This is a genomic window from Kyrpidia spormannii (assembly GCF_002804065.1).
Lineage (GTDB): Bacteria > Bacillota > Bacilli > Kyrpidiales > Kyrpidiaceae > Kyrpidia > Kyrpidia spormannii.
Window position 1 is genome coordinate 1,548,586 of sequence record NZ_CP024955.1, and the last position, 13,782, is coordinate 1,562,367.

At 59.5% G+C, this 13,782-nt stretch carries 16 protein-coding genes; 13 read left to right on the plus strand and 3 right to left on the minus strand.

Features of this window, described 5'->3' with window-relative positions:
- Positions 1–11: 11 nt before the first annotated feature.
- From CVV65_RS07920 to CVV65_RS07940, 5 genes are all read left to right on the plus strand, one after another.
- The gene (locus CVV65_RS07920) at positions 12–593 is read left to right on the plus strand and encodes a YpiB family protein (RefSeq protein ID WP_157935433.1); all 582 of its coding nucleotides are present in this window, start codon (positions 12–14) and stop codon (positions 591–593) included.
- A gap of 173 nt (positions 594–766) precedes the next feature.
- A complete protein-coding gene (locus tag CVV65_RS07925) occupies positions 767–1,243 on the plus strand; it encodes a hypothetical protein (protein ID WP_133121258.1) in 477 nt (158 codons plus the stop codon).
- A 247-nt stretch (positions 1,244–1,490) separates the two neighbouring features.
- Positions 1,491–2,036: a Rieske (2Fe-2S) protein gene (locus tag CVV65_RS07930; RefSeq protein ID WP_100667664.1), complete on the plus strand. Its 546-nt coding sequence runs from the start codon at positions 1,491–1,493 to the stop codon at positions 2,034–2,036.
- A 3-nt stretch (positions 2,037–2,039) separates the two neighbouring features.
- Positions 2,040–2,711: a menaquinol-cytochrome c reductase cytochrome b subunit gene (qcrB, locus tag CVV65_RS07935; RefSeq protein ID WP_013075693.1), complete on the plus strand. Its 672-nt coding sequence runs from the start codon at positions 2,040–2,042 to the stop codon at positions 2,709–2,711.
- 42 nt (positions 2,712–2,753) lie between these two features.
- Positions 2,754–3,533, plus strand: a complete 780-nt coding sequence (locus CVV65_RS07940; RefSeq protein WP_100667665.1) for a c-type cytochrome — start codon at positions 2,754–2,756, stop codon at positions 3,531–3,533.
- 82 nt (positions 3,534–3,615) lie between these two features.
- Here the strand turns inward: CVV65_RS07940 and CVV65_RS07945 are convergent, their stop codons facing one another.
- Together CVV65_RS07945 and CVV65_RS07950 are read right to left on the minus strand one after the other, a co-directional pair.
- On the minus strand, positions 3,616–4,443 hold the full coding sequence (locus CVV65_RS07945) for a YitT family protein (protein WP_232070064.1): 828 nt from the start codon (positions 4,441–4,443) through the stop codon (positions 3,616–3,618).
- Positions 4,444–4,528: 85 nt separating this feature from the next.
- A complete protein-coding gene (locus CVV65_RS07950; protein WP_100667667.1) occupies positions 4,529–5,569 on the minus strand; it encodes a YkvI family membrane protein in 1,041 nt (346 codons plus the stop codon).
- Positions 5,570–5,717: 148 nt separating this feature from the next.
- Between CVV65_RS07950 and CVV65_RS07955 the strand changes: the two genes are divergently transcribed.
- A complete protein-coding gene (locus CVV65_RS07955; protein ID WP_232059831.1) occupies positions 5,718–6,482 on the plus strand; it encodes an undecaprenyl-diphosphate phosphatase in 765 nt (254 codons plus the stop codon).
- A 47-nt stretch (positions 6,483–6,529) separates the two neighbouring features.
- On the opposite strand, the gene ylbJ is transcribed toward CVV65_RS07955, so the two are convergent.
- Positions 6,530–7,786 (minus strand): sporulation integral membrane protein YlbJ, encoded by a 1,257-nt coding sequence (ylbJ, locus tag CVV65_RS07960; RefSeq protein WP_100667669.1) that lies wholly within the window; start codon positions 7,784–7,786, stop codon positions 6,530–6,532.
- A 155-nt stretch (positions 7,787–7,941) separates the two neighbouring features.
- Here ylbJ and CVV65_RS07965 point away from each other — a divergent pair, with 155 nt between their 5' ends.
- The 7 genes from CVV65_RS07965 (at position 7,942) to panD (ending at position 13,728) form a co-directional block, all read left to right on the plus strand.
- Positions 7,942–8,292, plus strand: coding sequence for a nucleotide pyrophosphohydrolase (locus CVV65_RS07965; RefSeq protein WP_170086863.1), 351 nt, complete (start codon positions 7,942–7,944; stop codon positions 8,290–8,292).
- Complete coding sequence (dapB, locus tag CVV65_RS07970) at positions 8,289–9,092, plus strand: 4-hydroxy-tetrahydrodipicolinate reductase (protein WP_100667671.1); 804 nt, start codon at positions 8,289–8,291, stop codon at positions 9,090–9,092. Before CVV65_RS07965 ends, dapB begins: the two co-directional genes overlap by 4 nt.
- 70 nt (positions 9,093–9,162) lie before the next feature.
- On the plus strand, positions 9,163–10,431 hold the full coding sequence (locus tag CVV65_RS07975; protein ID WP_157935434.1) for a CCA tRNA nucleotidyltransferase: 1,269 nt from the start codon (positions 9,163–9,165) through the stop codon (positions 10,429–10,431).
- Positions 10,428–11,414 (plus strand): biotin--[acetyl-CoA-carboxylase] ligase, encoded by a 987-nt coding sequence (locus CVV65_RS07980; protein ID WP_198592168.1) that lies wholly within the window; start codon positions 10,428–10,430, stop codon positions 11,412–11,414. The genes CVV65_RS07975 and CVV65_RS07980 overlap by 4 nt, the downstream gene beginning before the upstream one ends.
- Positions 11,415–11,661: 247 nt before the next feature.
- Positions 11,662–12,480 carry a 3-methyl-2-oxobutanoate hydroxymethyltransferase gene (gene panB, locus CVV65_RS07985; protein ID WP_100667674.1) on the plus strand — a complete coding sequence of 273 codons (819 nt, stop codon included), beginning with the start codon at positions 11,662–11,664 and terminating at the stop codon, positions 12,478–12,480.
- Positions 12,477–13,358 carry a pantoate--beta-alanine ligase gene (panC, locus tag CVV65_RS07990; RefSeq protein ID WP_100667675.1) on the plus strand — a complete coding sequence of 294 codons (882 nt, stop codon included), beginning with the start codon at positions 12,477–12,479 and terminating at the stop codon, positions 13,356–13,358. Before panB ends, panC begins: the two co-directional genes overlap by 4 nt.
- On the plus strand, positions 13,333–13,728 hold the full coding sequence (panD, locus tag CVV65_RS07995) for an aspartate 1-decarboxylase (RefSeq protein WP_100667676.1): 396 nt from the start codon (positions 13,333–13,335) through the stop codon (positions 13,726–13,728). The genes panC and panD overlap by 26 nt, the downstream gene beginning before the upstream one ends.
- The last annotated feature ends 54 nt before the right edge of the window (positions 13,729–13,782 follow it).

A 13,782-nucleotide genomic window follows, 5' to 3' on the forward strand; every position in this document is an offset into this window, starting at 1 on the left:
AGGGGATCGGCATGGGGGAAGTCATCCGGGTCTCCGATAAAAAACAGTTTCTTCAATGGTTTCTGCAACGCTATGAACTGCGAAGTCCAGAGGCGGGGCGGCTTCTTCGGTATTTGTCTAACCAGGAACACATTTTGCAGCGGGTTCATTTTGCGGACGACCTGAGAAACCTGCCGAAAACGTTGCTCATTTCCGCCACCTGCGTGGACACGGCCCCTTTTCGGTTTTGTAAGAATGGAAGGGTGACCACCAGTGTCGCCGATGCGTTCCGGGACATTCGGCAGTTTCCCAATGAAGACATTTACATCAGCCTGTTTTTCCGCAATCGCTCCGCCTGCGCGGAATACGCAGCGGTGTTGGAACGACAGATCCGACCGACCCAACGGCAGAGTGTGTTTTTTCTGGAACTTCAGGCTTATTGGATTCTTGATGCTATCCATCGGGAGGTCTTGTATCGGCACTGGATGGAGGCGGCTGATCGGGCTTTGGAGCTGGGTGATCGGGAACTGTTTGAAAAGGCGGCTCGGGAGTTGCGCCGCCTCGGAGACCCGGACGCGGTCATCAGATCAGTGGGGACGGAGGAGAACATTTGAGCGATTCACTGGGTTGAAGCGGACGTGATGCAACCGAGTGAAGCCTAAAGATCCACGGGAACCGAGAAGGGATGACCCCGGTGCCGGGACAACGTTTGGGCTCGACTTTTGTCGAGCTCTTTTTTTCTGTACACTGCGAGGAAGGAGCAAGGTTACTCAAGGAGGCGGAAGGGATGCTTTTAGGCGACATCGAGGTGGCGCGTTGGGAAGAGATGAAAACTCTCGTCGATACCCTGGCTGTGGGCGGGGCTCCCCTATGTACCGATCCCCGTGGGCAGGTGGGGCTTTATGCCCGGGTGGCGTCGGAGATTGTCATCGCGTTGGAACAACGTCTGTCCGGTCGCGTGCTCCGGCTCCCGGTCATGTTGCTCGAAGACGGTGTCCACGGCGGCGAGTTTTTGCGGCGGGCCCGAATGTGGAAACAGCGGCTCGGCTGCACGGGCCCCTTGGTGGCGGTGGGGGTGGAGATTCCGGGGTTTGAGGGGGTGAACGCCGAGGACGAGGGGGATCTGGTTCTCCTTTCCTTGACTGGAGAGCAGGTCCTGGCCCAGACGGCTGCTCCGGGGGGCCTCGACCACGCCGTGGGAATGTGGCAGGGCCGCTTGGCAGAGGCGGTGGTGCATAGATGGGGGCAGTTTCTGACATCCTGAAAACAGCAGATGCGCGCCAGGCGGATTGGCACAAAGTGTTCATATTCTTGTGGCGGCCTCCTGTTTCCCGTATTGAAACACGCCGTTTACAATGATAATGGACGAGGGAGGAGTCGGGTGGATCCGGAGGGTGCGTTGACACCCAGATTACGGCGGCGGTAACATGGGAAAGGGAGATTGCACCATTTCTGTGGGTGTGCCGGAAAGCCTGCGCGTGCGGATCGAATCCTGAGGAGGTTCGAGAAGCATGCGGGATGAAGCTGTGCACTCGCACCGGGGCCGAGAGTGGACCCGGCGCCAGTTCCTGACCTATGCCCTGGGGGGGACGGGTGCGTTCATCGGGGCCTCGATTCTCGCTCCGCTGGTGACGTTTTCCCTCGATCCCTTGCGCAGAAGCACTGGTTCCCGATTCGTGGAGGTCGGTAGCATCGGGGAATTTAACCAGGATTTGCCGAAACAGATTCATTTTAAGGTAGCCCAGGCGGATGGCTGGATCCAGGGGGAGGCGACAATGACGGCCTGGGTGATCCTCAAAGGGCAAGAAGTTTTGGCCATGTCCCCGAGGTGCACCCACTTAGGGTGCCAAGTAAACGGGACGGTGGATGCCGCAGGCAATCCGGTCCCTTCCACCGACGGCCAGTGGTGGTTTCACTGCCCGTGTCACGGCGGCCGCTATACAAAATACGGGATCAACGATCCTACGACGCCGCCCCAGAGACCTCTCGACGTATATGAGGTTAAAGTGGACAATGGGAAGGTCTTGTTGGGACCTATCCATCAGAGGACGGTGTAATGCATGTTCGAAAAGCTGTATGACTGGATCGACGAGCGCCTAAACGTGACGCCGATTTGGCGGGACATCGCCGATTACGACGTACCGGCTCACGTCAATCCGGCGAACAAGATGTCAGCGTTCGTGTATTGCTTTGGCGGACTCACCTTTCTGATCATCGTAACCCAGATCCTGTCTGGAATGTTTCTGGCCATGTACTATGTGCCCGATATCGTCAACGCGTACAAGAGTGTCGATTACATAACCAACGACGTCCTCCTCGGCAATATTGTGCGCGGCATGCACTTCTGGGGCGCCAGCCTCGTGATTATCATGATGTTCCTGCACATGCTCCGGGTGTTCTTCACCGGATCCTACAAAGCGCCGCGGGAACTGAACTGGATCGTCGGCGTCCTGATTTTTCTCGTGGTGATGATGTTTGGGTTCACCGGTTATCTGCTTCCCTGGGACCAAAAGGCGTATTGGGCGACGGCGGTCGGTACCAACATCGCCTCTACTGTCCCGATTCTAGGGCCGTATATCCGGACGCTTTTGGTGGGGGGCGACACCCTCGGCGCGTTGACGTTGACGCGGTTCTTTGCGATTCACGTGTTTTTCCTCCCGGCGTTCTTGCTGATCCTGTTGGCGGCCCATTTTTACATGATCCGTAAACAGGGGATTTCCGGTCCGCTATAATGAGTGGCGCGGCGGGGGATTGCAAAGAAGGAGGTCTCAGATATGGCAGAGAATTATCGGGAACGCATCCCGGGAACCCCCAGATTTAAGCGCGACAAAGACATTCCCACGGGGACGGAGCCCTTTTTTCCGAACTTCCTCCTCAAGGAATGGATTGTCGGCGCCATGTTCATCGTTGCTTTCATCCTCTGGGTGGTGTTTAACCCGGTGGGGTTGGAGAAGGTGGCGAATCCCGAGGATACCTCGTATATCCCGGTTCCCGACTGGTATTTTCTATTTCTGTACCAACTATTAAAATATTTTCCCGGCAAATATGTGGTGATGGGTACGGTGGTGATCCCCGCCATTGCGACCATCGGCTTGTTGTTGCTACCTTGGCTGGACCGGAGAAAAACCCGCCGGCCGTTCCAGCGGCCCATCACCACAGCAACGATGGTGTTGACGGTATTTTTCATGATCTGGCTTACATACGTAGCTGAAGCGGAGCATCAAGCGGAGTTGGCGAAACAAGGACCCCAAGCCCAGACGCCGGGCAGCCAATCCGGCGGTACGGCGGGTCCCTTAGTCGATCCCAACGATCCCGGTGCCCAGATCTTCTCCCAGAGTTGCGCCAGCTGTCACGGAGCGAATCTCGAAGGAGCTGTAGGGCCAAAATTGCTGGGAATCGGCAATAAGATGAACGAGACCCAACTGGTGGATTACATCAATAACCCGAAACCGGTGGCGGGTTATCCACAGATCATGCCGCCAAAGGGTGGCTTGCAGTCGGACGATCAGGTCAAGCAGGTCGCAGCGTGGCTGGCGAAACAAAAGCAGAAGTAATGGCAGGTGCAGTCAGGAGGCTCGGTCGGCGCCGCCCAGGGCAAAAGGTATGAAGGTCCGGCGTCCGCCGGGCCTTTTTGTGTCAGCGGGTGAATCCTTCGCCGAGCACGTCGTGGACGTTGTTGACGACGACGAACGCTTCGGGGTCTACACTTTTCACAATCCGGTGCAATCGGATGACTTCATCTCGGTTGACCACCGTATAAATCATGGTTCGGTGGGTTCCAGTGAAGCCGCCGACTGAAGGGATCAGGGTGGTGCCGCGTTCGAGTTCCCGATGAATCCGCTTAGCGATCTCGTCACTGTGGTTTGAAATAATGGTGGCGGCCCGGGCGGCGGATACGCCTTCCAGGACGAAGTCCACGACCCTGGCGGAAACGAAAAGGGCGACGAGGGAGTACATCGCTGTTTGCCGACCAATGAGGGCGGCGATCATGGCGATGACCACCAGGTCGATGGAAAAAAGAACTTTCCCCATGCTGATTCCCCAAAAATGCTTGACAACCCGGGCAATAACATCGGCGCCCCCGGTGGTGGCACCGAAGCGAAAGACGATCCCCAGGCCGATCCCCGAGAGTACGCCTCCGTACAGGGCGGCGAGGAGCTTATCATCCACCGGGGTTTGAAGTCCTTTGGTGAGTTCTGAAAAAATCGAAACCGCGGCCACCCCCCAAAGGGTTTTGAGGACGAATTCCCGGCCGAACAACCTTCCCCCCAGCCACAGCAGTGGGCCGTTGAGGAGAAAAAACGTCACCCCCACCGGGATGTGAAAGAGGTACCAGCCGATCACGGCCAAACCGACGAACCCGCCTTCGGAAAGGTGGTTGGCGATGAGAAAGTTATTGAGTCCGATGGAGAAGATCAGTGCCCCCGCGGCGATGCCGGCAAACTTGAACGTCATTGCTTGCATACTCGTCTCACCCGGGATCAGCGTATCACAGCGGGAGGGGGCCTCACAAGGGCGCCGGTTTCCGGGCGTCAGGGGGTGTGATCCCTCAGGAATTGGGCAATCGCCTCGGCCAGAGGAGGAGGAACAGGAGCAGGAGACTGACATAGCCAAAGAAGGGGTACAAGGCGTGCACGAGATTCGAAAATCCAACGCGGCTGACGAAAAAGGCTGCCACCAGCAAAAGCACAGCGATGGTTCCGGGGTGGATCCGCCGTCCCAAATCTTGTACCAGGTGGATCAGTCCAAACACGTTGGCGATGAGGGTGGAGTAGATCTCACCCCAGAGGACCGCGATGAAAAATGCGTGGACCCCGGGGTGCAGCTCACTGGCCAATCGCCCCATGGGCAACTCCAGATCCGCGATGCCCGGCCAGTATCGTGACAAGGCGGCGTTGGCGCACAGGAGCATAAACCCCATCCCCACCGCGCCGATCCACGCGCCGGCCCGAAGGACCCGGGGATCCCGGATTTGTCGCCCTAAAGGAATAAAGACTGAGGCGGACAGGCCGATGTTAAAAGCGGCGTAAGATACGGCGGAGGTCGCTGAAGACCAGGGCGACAGCGGGATCAGGTCAAAAGCAATGGAGCGGGGGCCGAAGTGATGGAAGGAGATCCATGCGCTGGTGAGCATCATCAGGGGAACGATGATATCGTTCGCTTTCATGATGCCGCCGAGACCAAATAACACCGTCAAGTAGCACAGAACGGCAGTGACGATGACGCCCAGGGAAAAAGGCAGCCGAAGGCGCTCCTCAAAAAGGGCGCCGGCCCCGGCCAGCATTGCCACTGTTACGCCGAACAACATGAGCCCCATGGTCGCATCCACCACCGGGGCGATTCGGGGGCCGAGGAGATGAAGGGTCAAGCTTCGGGAGGAACGGCCGTCCAGGGCGGCCCCAAGGAGTAGAATCCGGCTGCCCACGACGCCGAACAGGACCATTGCCAATGCGATGGCTGCGTAAGACGCCTTCCCAAAACGAGTAAAAAATGCAAGGATTTCTTGTCCCGAAGCAAATCCGGCACCTACGATGGTGCCCATAAAGGTAAACCCCACACTCAGGGCCATTCGCCATTGTGTTCTGTTCATGGGACAGCTCCTTCGATGGTAAGTCCGCACGTCCGTCTGGACAACGCCCTACTTCACTTTATGGGCCGAGCTCGGTTGGCATGACCGGGCATAAGCGGGTTGCCTGTCCCAATATGTTTGTAGAGAGGGAGGGATGAGAGTGACTGGCATGGAGGCCGTGATTCTCGGGGCGATTCAGGGTTTGACCGAATTTCTGCCGATCAGCAGTTCCGGACATCTGGTGCTGGCTCATCGGGTCCTCGGTGTGGAGGAGGACAACCTGACCTTCGACATCTGGCTTCACGTGGGAACTCTGCTCGCGGTGCTGATCGCGTACCGGAAGGATTTACGAAGCTTATTGGCACATCCGACGTCCCTGGTGTGGAAATGGTTGATCATTGGAACGATTCCCACCGGAGTGTTGGGGTACCTGCTCCACGATCCCGTGGAAAGCCTCTTTCAAAGCGGGTCTTCCCTGCCCTGGGAATTTGCTATCACGGGCATTGTGTTGTACTTGGCGGAATCTTTGCCCCGGGGCAACAAGCGGATCGAAAACCTGCGAACTTCGGACGCCCTGTGGGTGGGGGTGTGCCAGGGGCTTGCCGTCATGCCGGCCTTGTCCAGATCCGGGCTGACCTTGGCCGGAGCCCTTTGGCGGGGAATGGATCGGACTGAGGCGGCAAAATACTCCTTTTTGTTATCTGTTCCCGCCATTGCCGGGGCGGCTCTCCAGCAGTGGGTGAGCAGCTCGGCGGGGGGGCACGCGCCCGGCTTGCCGGAGGTGCTGGGGGCAGGAACAGCCGCCATCGCGGGATACCTGGCGATTTTCTGGATGCTTAAAATTCTCGCCACCCGATCGCTTAAACCCTTTGCCTGGTATGTGTGGATTCTCGGGGCGGTGGTCCTCGCTCTGCAGTGGAACGGCCGCTTGTGACAAAAAAAGCTGCGGGTTGGCACGGCCATCCCCGCGGCTTTTTATTTTTATTTGATACGCGCAGTCCAGAGAACGACCCGAATCCGCCGAAGCAAATCGATCAACAAGGAGAGGGCGATGGCGGCCGCAATCAGGAGAACCCAGAGGGCGATAGATTCCAATGACAACTGGAGGGTGTCCCTGGCACTGCCGGAAGTGCGGAGGAAGGCGGGAAGTACGGGGTTCGATTCCGCGGCGGCGGTTCGGCCGACGCCCATCTGCCAGAACACCGCTGTGAACAAAGCGGCCAAACCGGCGTGGAGTCCCCGGGCGGCAAAATACGGCCCGATGCGGATATCGGTACCTGTGACCACGCTGGCGACCTGGGCGTGAACCGAAAAGCCGCTCCAGGCAATAATGGCGCTGGCCATCACCAGTTGGTCGATGAGCGGCGCTTTGGCAGCCGCCACCTGAGCCGTTCCGATATCGATTTCGAACAGTCCGCTGAGCGCCGGGCCCACGAGACCCGGGTCGATACCGAGCAAGGCGAGAAGACCTCGAATGGGCAAAGCCAGAATTGCCGTCAGCTGAGCTAGTTTCATCACTTCCAAAAGAACGGAGAAGAAAATAATGAATCCGCAAATCATCAGCAGGGTGCGTATGGAGTCATTCACCGCGTCGCCGAGCAACTGTCCCAACGGTCGGCCGTCTTCTTTGCGGGCGCGCATCAGTTCCTGAAATGCCCGTCGAAACAATTTGCCCTTGGCGGGTTCGATTTGCCGCGGTCCGAGACGCTCCTCCCGCAATCCGTAGAATTTAAAGGATACGCCCACCAGAAAAGAGGCGACGTAATGAGCCAAGGCGATGAGGACGCCGACGGCGGGTTTGTGGAACATGCCGACGGCTACGGCGCCGAACATAAACAGGGGATCCGCCGTGTTGGTGAAGGCGAGGAGGCGCTCCCCTTCGACTCGGCTGCACATGCCGGTCTTCCGAAATTTTGCGGTAATGACCGCGTCCATCGGATAACCTGCGGCCAACCCCATGGAGAGGGCGAAGGCTCCCACCCCTGGAACGCTGAACAGCGGTCGCATGAGGGGTTCAAGAAGCACCCCTAGGGCGTGGACGACGCCAAGGCCTAACATGACTTCGGACAGGATGAAAAATGGGAGAAGGGAGGGGAAGACAACGTCCCAGAAAATTTTCATGCCATGTACACCGGCGTTGAATCCCTGTTCCGGGTACACGACAAGGGCCAGGGTTAAAGCGATCACCACGATGGCCAGGATGATCGTTAGGGTTCGATTGGGAGACCATTTACCCATACGCGCAACTCACTCCTTCGACCGGCGTCCTCAACCATCATTCATATGAGGCCGTTGTCCGAATATGAGCCGGGCCCTGGGCAAAGGGAGAGAGCCTGTGGTACCCTCGAGGGAGACAAGCTTATCGATGGAAGGAGCGAGGCGGCTTGGCCGGGATGACCCTGCGGGAGATGCAGGAGGATGTGGATCGGTACATATCGCAGTATCAAGAAGGGTATTTTCATCCGATGACTTTAGTGGTTCGGTTGGCGGAAGAGTTAGGGGAGTTGGCCCGGGAGGTCAATCACCGGTTTGGGCAAAAGCCCAAAAAACCCGGGGAGGCCGATGGCAGTGTGGCTTTGGAGCTCGGGGATATCTTGTTTGTCGTGACCTGTTTGGCGAATTCGCTTCAGATCGATCTGGAGGAAGTCCACAGAGCGGTGATGGAAAAATTTCGGACCCGGGACAAAGATCGGTGGACCCCTGTGGATCGGGGGACGGCGGAATCGGAGGGGATGGCGCAATGACCGAAGGAGAGATTCGGGTGGTGGTATCCGGGGCTACGGGAAAAATGGGGCGGGAAGTGATCCGCACGATGGTGGCTGAGACCGGCTTGCGTTTGGTGGGAGCGGTGGCCTCCCGGGCCCGGGAGGACGCCGGGGTGGCGGCGGGTATGGAACCCCTGGGGATCCCGGTGTCGGCGAATCTACGCGAGACGCTCGTGAGCGCGGAACCGGACGTGCTGGTGGATTTTACAACTCCCGATGCGGTGGAGCGTCACGTTCAGGAGGCTTTGGAACTCGGGGTTCGTCCCGTGGTGGGGACGAGTGGCGTCACCCGGGAGCAGGTGCAGCGCTGGGATGGGTTGTGCCGAGAGAGGGGCGTGGGGGGCATTGTCGCGCCGAACTTTGCCGTGGGCGCGGTGTTGATGATGCGGTTTGTCCGGGAGGCGGCCCGGTATCTTCACCACGTAGAGATTATAGAAATGCACCACGACGGGAAGTTAGATGCCCCGTCGGGCACGGCGGTGAAGACGGCGGAGGAGCTGGTGGAAGCCGGGCTCGATTTGTCGTCCGGCAGGCCGGATGAGCGGGAGCTTTTCCCCGGTGCCCGGGGGGCGGCCATCGGGGGGGTGAGGGTCCATTCGGTGCGTTTACCGGGGCTCGTGGCGCACCAGGAGGTGATCCTCGGAGGGCCGGGGCAGATCTTGACGGTGCGGCACGATTCCTTGGATCGGGTCTCCTTTATGCCCGGGGTGGTACTGGCGGTGCGGGGTGTGATGGGTTATGTAGGAATGATGTATGGGCTGGAACAATTGCTCGGCTGAAGAAAAGCTGGGAGGCGGCCAGGGATCTGGGGAAAGCCTCGGCGAGGCCGGGATCCGGGGAGGAAAGGACATGCAGTCCGTGGCGGGGATCCGGGTATGGCGGGCGGCGGAGGAGGTGATCGCCGCCTTGACCGACGCTGGATGGGAAGCGGTTTACGTCGGGGGCGGAGTGCGGGATCTTTTGCTCGGACGGGGGGCCAAGGATGTGGACATCGCCACAGCCGCTCCGCCCGAGGCTGTCATGAAGGTTTTCCCGGAAGCGGTTCCGACGGGTTTGGCTTTTGGGACAGTGACCATTCCCCGACAGGGCATTGGCGTAGAAGTGACGACCTACCGCCGGGAAGGCGGGTATCGGGATCGGCGACGGCCGTCCCAGGTGGAGTATACACCAAAACTTGAAGAGGATTTGGGTCGCCGGGATTTCACGATTAACGCCATGGCGATGAGTCGGGGGTTTCGCCTGATCGATCCCTTTGGCGGCCTCGAAGATCTATTGGCCGGACAGATCCGTGCGGTGGGAGATCCTGCCCAGCGTTTTGCCGAAGACGCCCTTCGCATGGTCCGGGCCCTGCGGTTGGCGGCAGAGTTGTCTTTCGATCTCGATCCTTCGGTGGTTTTGGCCCTGAACAAACAGGTGAAGGACGTTCGCTATGTCGCGGTGGAACGGGTGCTGGGGGAGTGGCGGCGCCTGGTGGTGGGTGACGTGGACAAGGTGGCCCGGGAGTTGGCGGCGTGCGGCTTTCTGGAGTGGTGGACGGGAATGCCGGTGGGTCGGGATCGGGGTCTCCAGGTCGCGGCGGTGTGGGGTCGGGCGTGCCGCCGACTCCCCCGGGATTCGGCCCTTCGGACGGGGGTGCTGCTGTGGATGTTGGGCTGCACCCGGCAACATGCGGCCGCGATGACAAAGGCTTGGAGAGCGAGCCGCCTGTTTCAACGGGATGTGATCACGTGGTGGGAAGCGTGCCATTTTGATCCCCTTCGGGCGGAGCCCGGGGATTGGGCCCGGTGGCTGTACCACCTCGGGCGGGAGCGAGCGGAGATGGGATTGCGGGTGGTGCAGGCGGTTCGGGGATACGGGGAAGAAGAAGAGATGGCGAGCCGGGAGGCGTTTCGCCGGGCTGTAGAGGCGCAGCCCCTTTGGGACCGCCGGGATTTCGCAACGGAATTCGAGACATTGTGCCGAGCGGCTCACATCCCCCCTGGTCCGCTGTGGGGGGAGGCCGAGCGGGCTTTGCGAGAAGCTCTGTTGAACGGTCAGGTGGCGAATGACCCCCGGGCCCTCGGGGAGTACCTCGCACATTGGGTCCGGGGGCGCCGGAAGATGGAGGGTGGGCAGTGACGGAGATTCGCGGGGAGATTTTGCAGGCATTACGCCAGGCCGGGGACCGCTTTGTTTCCGGCGAAGAGCTTGGCCAGCGATTCGGCATCTCTCGCACCGCAGTCTGGAAACACATTCAGGCGCTACAGGGAGTCGGATATCCGATCGAGGCGGTTCGCAACAGGGGCTACAGATTGCGGGAAGAAGGAGAGGAGCTCCGGCCGGAGGCGATTCAGGCGGGGTTGGCGACGAACGTTTTCGGGCGGCACATGACGGTCTTGGAAACGGTGGATTCCACCAACCGCTACGCTTTCGCCGAGGCGGAGGGCGGGGCCCCGGAAGGCTATACGGTGCTGGCCGAGCGGCAAACGGCCGGGAGGGGCCGACGAGGACGTCCATGGTTTTCTCCCCCAGGCCATGGCATCTGGATGTCCGTCGTTCTGAGGCCGACTTTTCCAGTTTTTCGAGCCCCTCAGTTGACCTTGATGGCAGCGGTGTCCGTCGCCGAAGTGATTCGGGAAAGGGCGGGGGTATCCGTGGGAATCAAATGGCCCAATGATCTTCTTTTGCCGGACGGGAGGAAGGTGTGCGGAATCCTGAGCGAAATGAGCGCCGAAGCCGAGGAGATCCGGTTTATCGTACTCGGCATTGGAGTAAACGTCTTCGGCCGGGTGGAAGATTTTCCACCAGAACTGCGAGGGGTAGCCGGGTCCCTCGCAGAGCCTGGCAGCCCGATCTCCCGGACGGCGCTCATCCAAGGACTTCTGGGGCGGCTGGAGACGGATTATCGGATTTACCAAAATGAAGGTTTTCGTGCTTTTCGCGAAAGATGGGAGAGGCTGAACGTTTCCCTCGGCCGGAGAATCGCCGTGCAGACACAGTCCGGGCAAAAAATTGGCTGGGCCCGGCGCATTGACGATGACGGGGCGTTGTGGGTGGAGACCGATGAAGGGCACCTGGAGAAGATTATCAGCGCAGAAGTGATTTTTGATCCCGGATCGTAGGAGCATATAGATTTCCTCGTTGTAAACCGGTATACTGGGTGTGGAAAGGCGGCACCCCAAAGGGCTGTACTTTCCCGGTGCAATGGTGTGTTCTGAATAATCTGCTCTGAGCCGTGAGACGGACCGAGACAGATGAAAGTGTCAAAGGCATTCCCGATCCACGACCTTTCGCGCCCTCGGCCGAAAGGTTTTTTTATGGAGGTGTTCCGGGGGATCCGTCGGCGGCCGGAGGTGAGGAGGAACAGGTATGGAAGGTTTGGCCATGGCATTTCGCAAACGCAAAGGCGGTGTTCCCCTGGTGATGGTGACAGCTTATGACTACCCGACAGCCCGGGTGGCGGAGGAGGCCGGTGTCGATGCCGTCCTGGTGGGCGATTCTCTCGGCATGACAGTGCTGGGGTATACGTCCACCATTCCGGTGACAATGGACGATATGGTTCACCACGCCCGGGCGGTGAGGCGGGGGCTGCAAAATACGCTTTTGGTGGTGGACATGCCTTTTTTGGCCCACCGGCTGAGCCTGGAAGAGACGCTGCGCAATGCCGGGCGCCTGCTGCAGGAAGGTGGGGCAGACGCGGTGAAGCTCGAGGGCGGACGTGAAGTGACGGATCGGGTGGCCGCCCTGACCGAGGCGGGCATTCCCGTCATGGGCCATATTGGACTGACTCCCCAATCGGTGCAGCAGCTAGGTGGGTATAAAGTGCAGGGCAGGGAGCCGGCGGCCGCGGAAAAGCTGCTCGAGGATGGCCGGCGTCTGGAGGAGGCGGGATGCTTTTCGTTAGTGGTGGAAGGCGTCCCCGAGGGACTCGGGGCTAAAATTAGCCGGGCCCTCTCCATACCGGTGATCGGGATCGGAGCGGGGGCGTACTGCGACGGACAGGTATTGGTGATTCATGATCTGTTGGGGTGGTCCTACGGGCCGAAACCGAAGTTTGTGAAGCGCTACGCTCATTTTGCCGAAGCGGCAGTGGGGGCTGTGCGTCAGTATGCGACAGAAGTTCGGGAAAGGCAGTTTCCGGATCCCGCCCACGTCTACGATCCCGAAAGCGGGGCGACGGTCAGGTGAAGGTGGCGGAGTCTGTTTCAGAAGTGAGGACCTGGGTGAATCAGCGGCGGGGCGAAGGGAGAACCATTGGGCTGGTGCCCACCATGGGATTTCTGCACGATGGCCACTTGTCCCTGGTGAAACAGGCGAAGGCGGCCGGCCACGCGGTGGTGATGAGCATCTTTGTCAACCCGCTGCAGTTCGGACCCGGGGAAGATTATGATCGCTACCCAAGGGACATGGCCCGGGACCGGGCGCTGGCTGAGGGGACCGGGGTGGATCTTTTATTCACACCTTCCGTGGAGGAAATGTACCCCCGCGCTTTGCAGGTGACCCTTCGGGTGGGGGATTTGGCCAACCGATTGTGCGGACTGTCGCGCCCTGGGCACTTTGACGGCGTGGCGACCGTAGTTGCGAAATTGTTTCACATTGTTGAGCCGGACGAAGCCTTTTTCGGGGAAAAGGATTATCAGCAACTGAGGATCATCCAGACCATGGTGGAGGATTTGAATCTGCCGGTCAAGGTCATCGGTTGTCCCACGGTCCGGGAAGCCGACGGCTTGGCCATGAGTTCGCGCAACCGGTATTTGAGCCCGGAGGAGCGTCGGAGAGCGGCCGTTTTATCCAGGGCTTTGTTCGATGCCGCCCGTCGTTGCCGGGAAGGGACGACCCGGGCTGCTGAACTGGTGCAATCCGTGACGCAGCAATTGTCGTCGGCTGGGCTGGAAGTGGAGTACGTCTCCGCGGTGCGCGAGGAAGATCTCGGGCAGGTGGATCAGATCGATGAACCATGTCGGCTCTTGGCGGCGGTCCGGGTAGGTGACACCCGCCTGATCGACAATGTGGCTTTGGAGGCCGGGAAGGGGATGAAGCATGTTGCGGCATATGTTGATCGGTAAACTTCACCGAGCCCGGGTGACCGAAGCGAATTTGAACTATGTGGGGAGCATCACCATCGATGAGGATTTAATGGACGCGGCGGGAATCCTTCCGGGAGAGAGGGTCCAAGTGGTCAACAACCACAACGGAGCCCGTTTGGAGACTTATGTCATTCCAGGTCCCCGAGGCCAGGGAGATATCTGCCTGAACGGTGCCGCCGCTAGGTGGGCCCAACCCGGGGATGTGGTGATTATCATGGCGTACGGATGGATGGACGAACAAGAGGCAGCTCGGCACCGGCCGAAGGTTGTCGTTTTGGACGAGGAGAACCGGGTGTTGGGGCGGATCGCCGAAGAGGCGGGCGGGGAAATACCGGTGAAGTTTGGATAAGGACTCGGATAAATTCCTCCCCCCGGGCGACACTAAGGTTTACGGAACCATGGT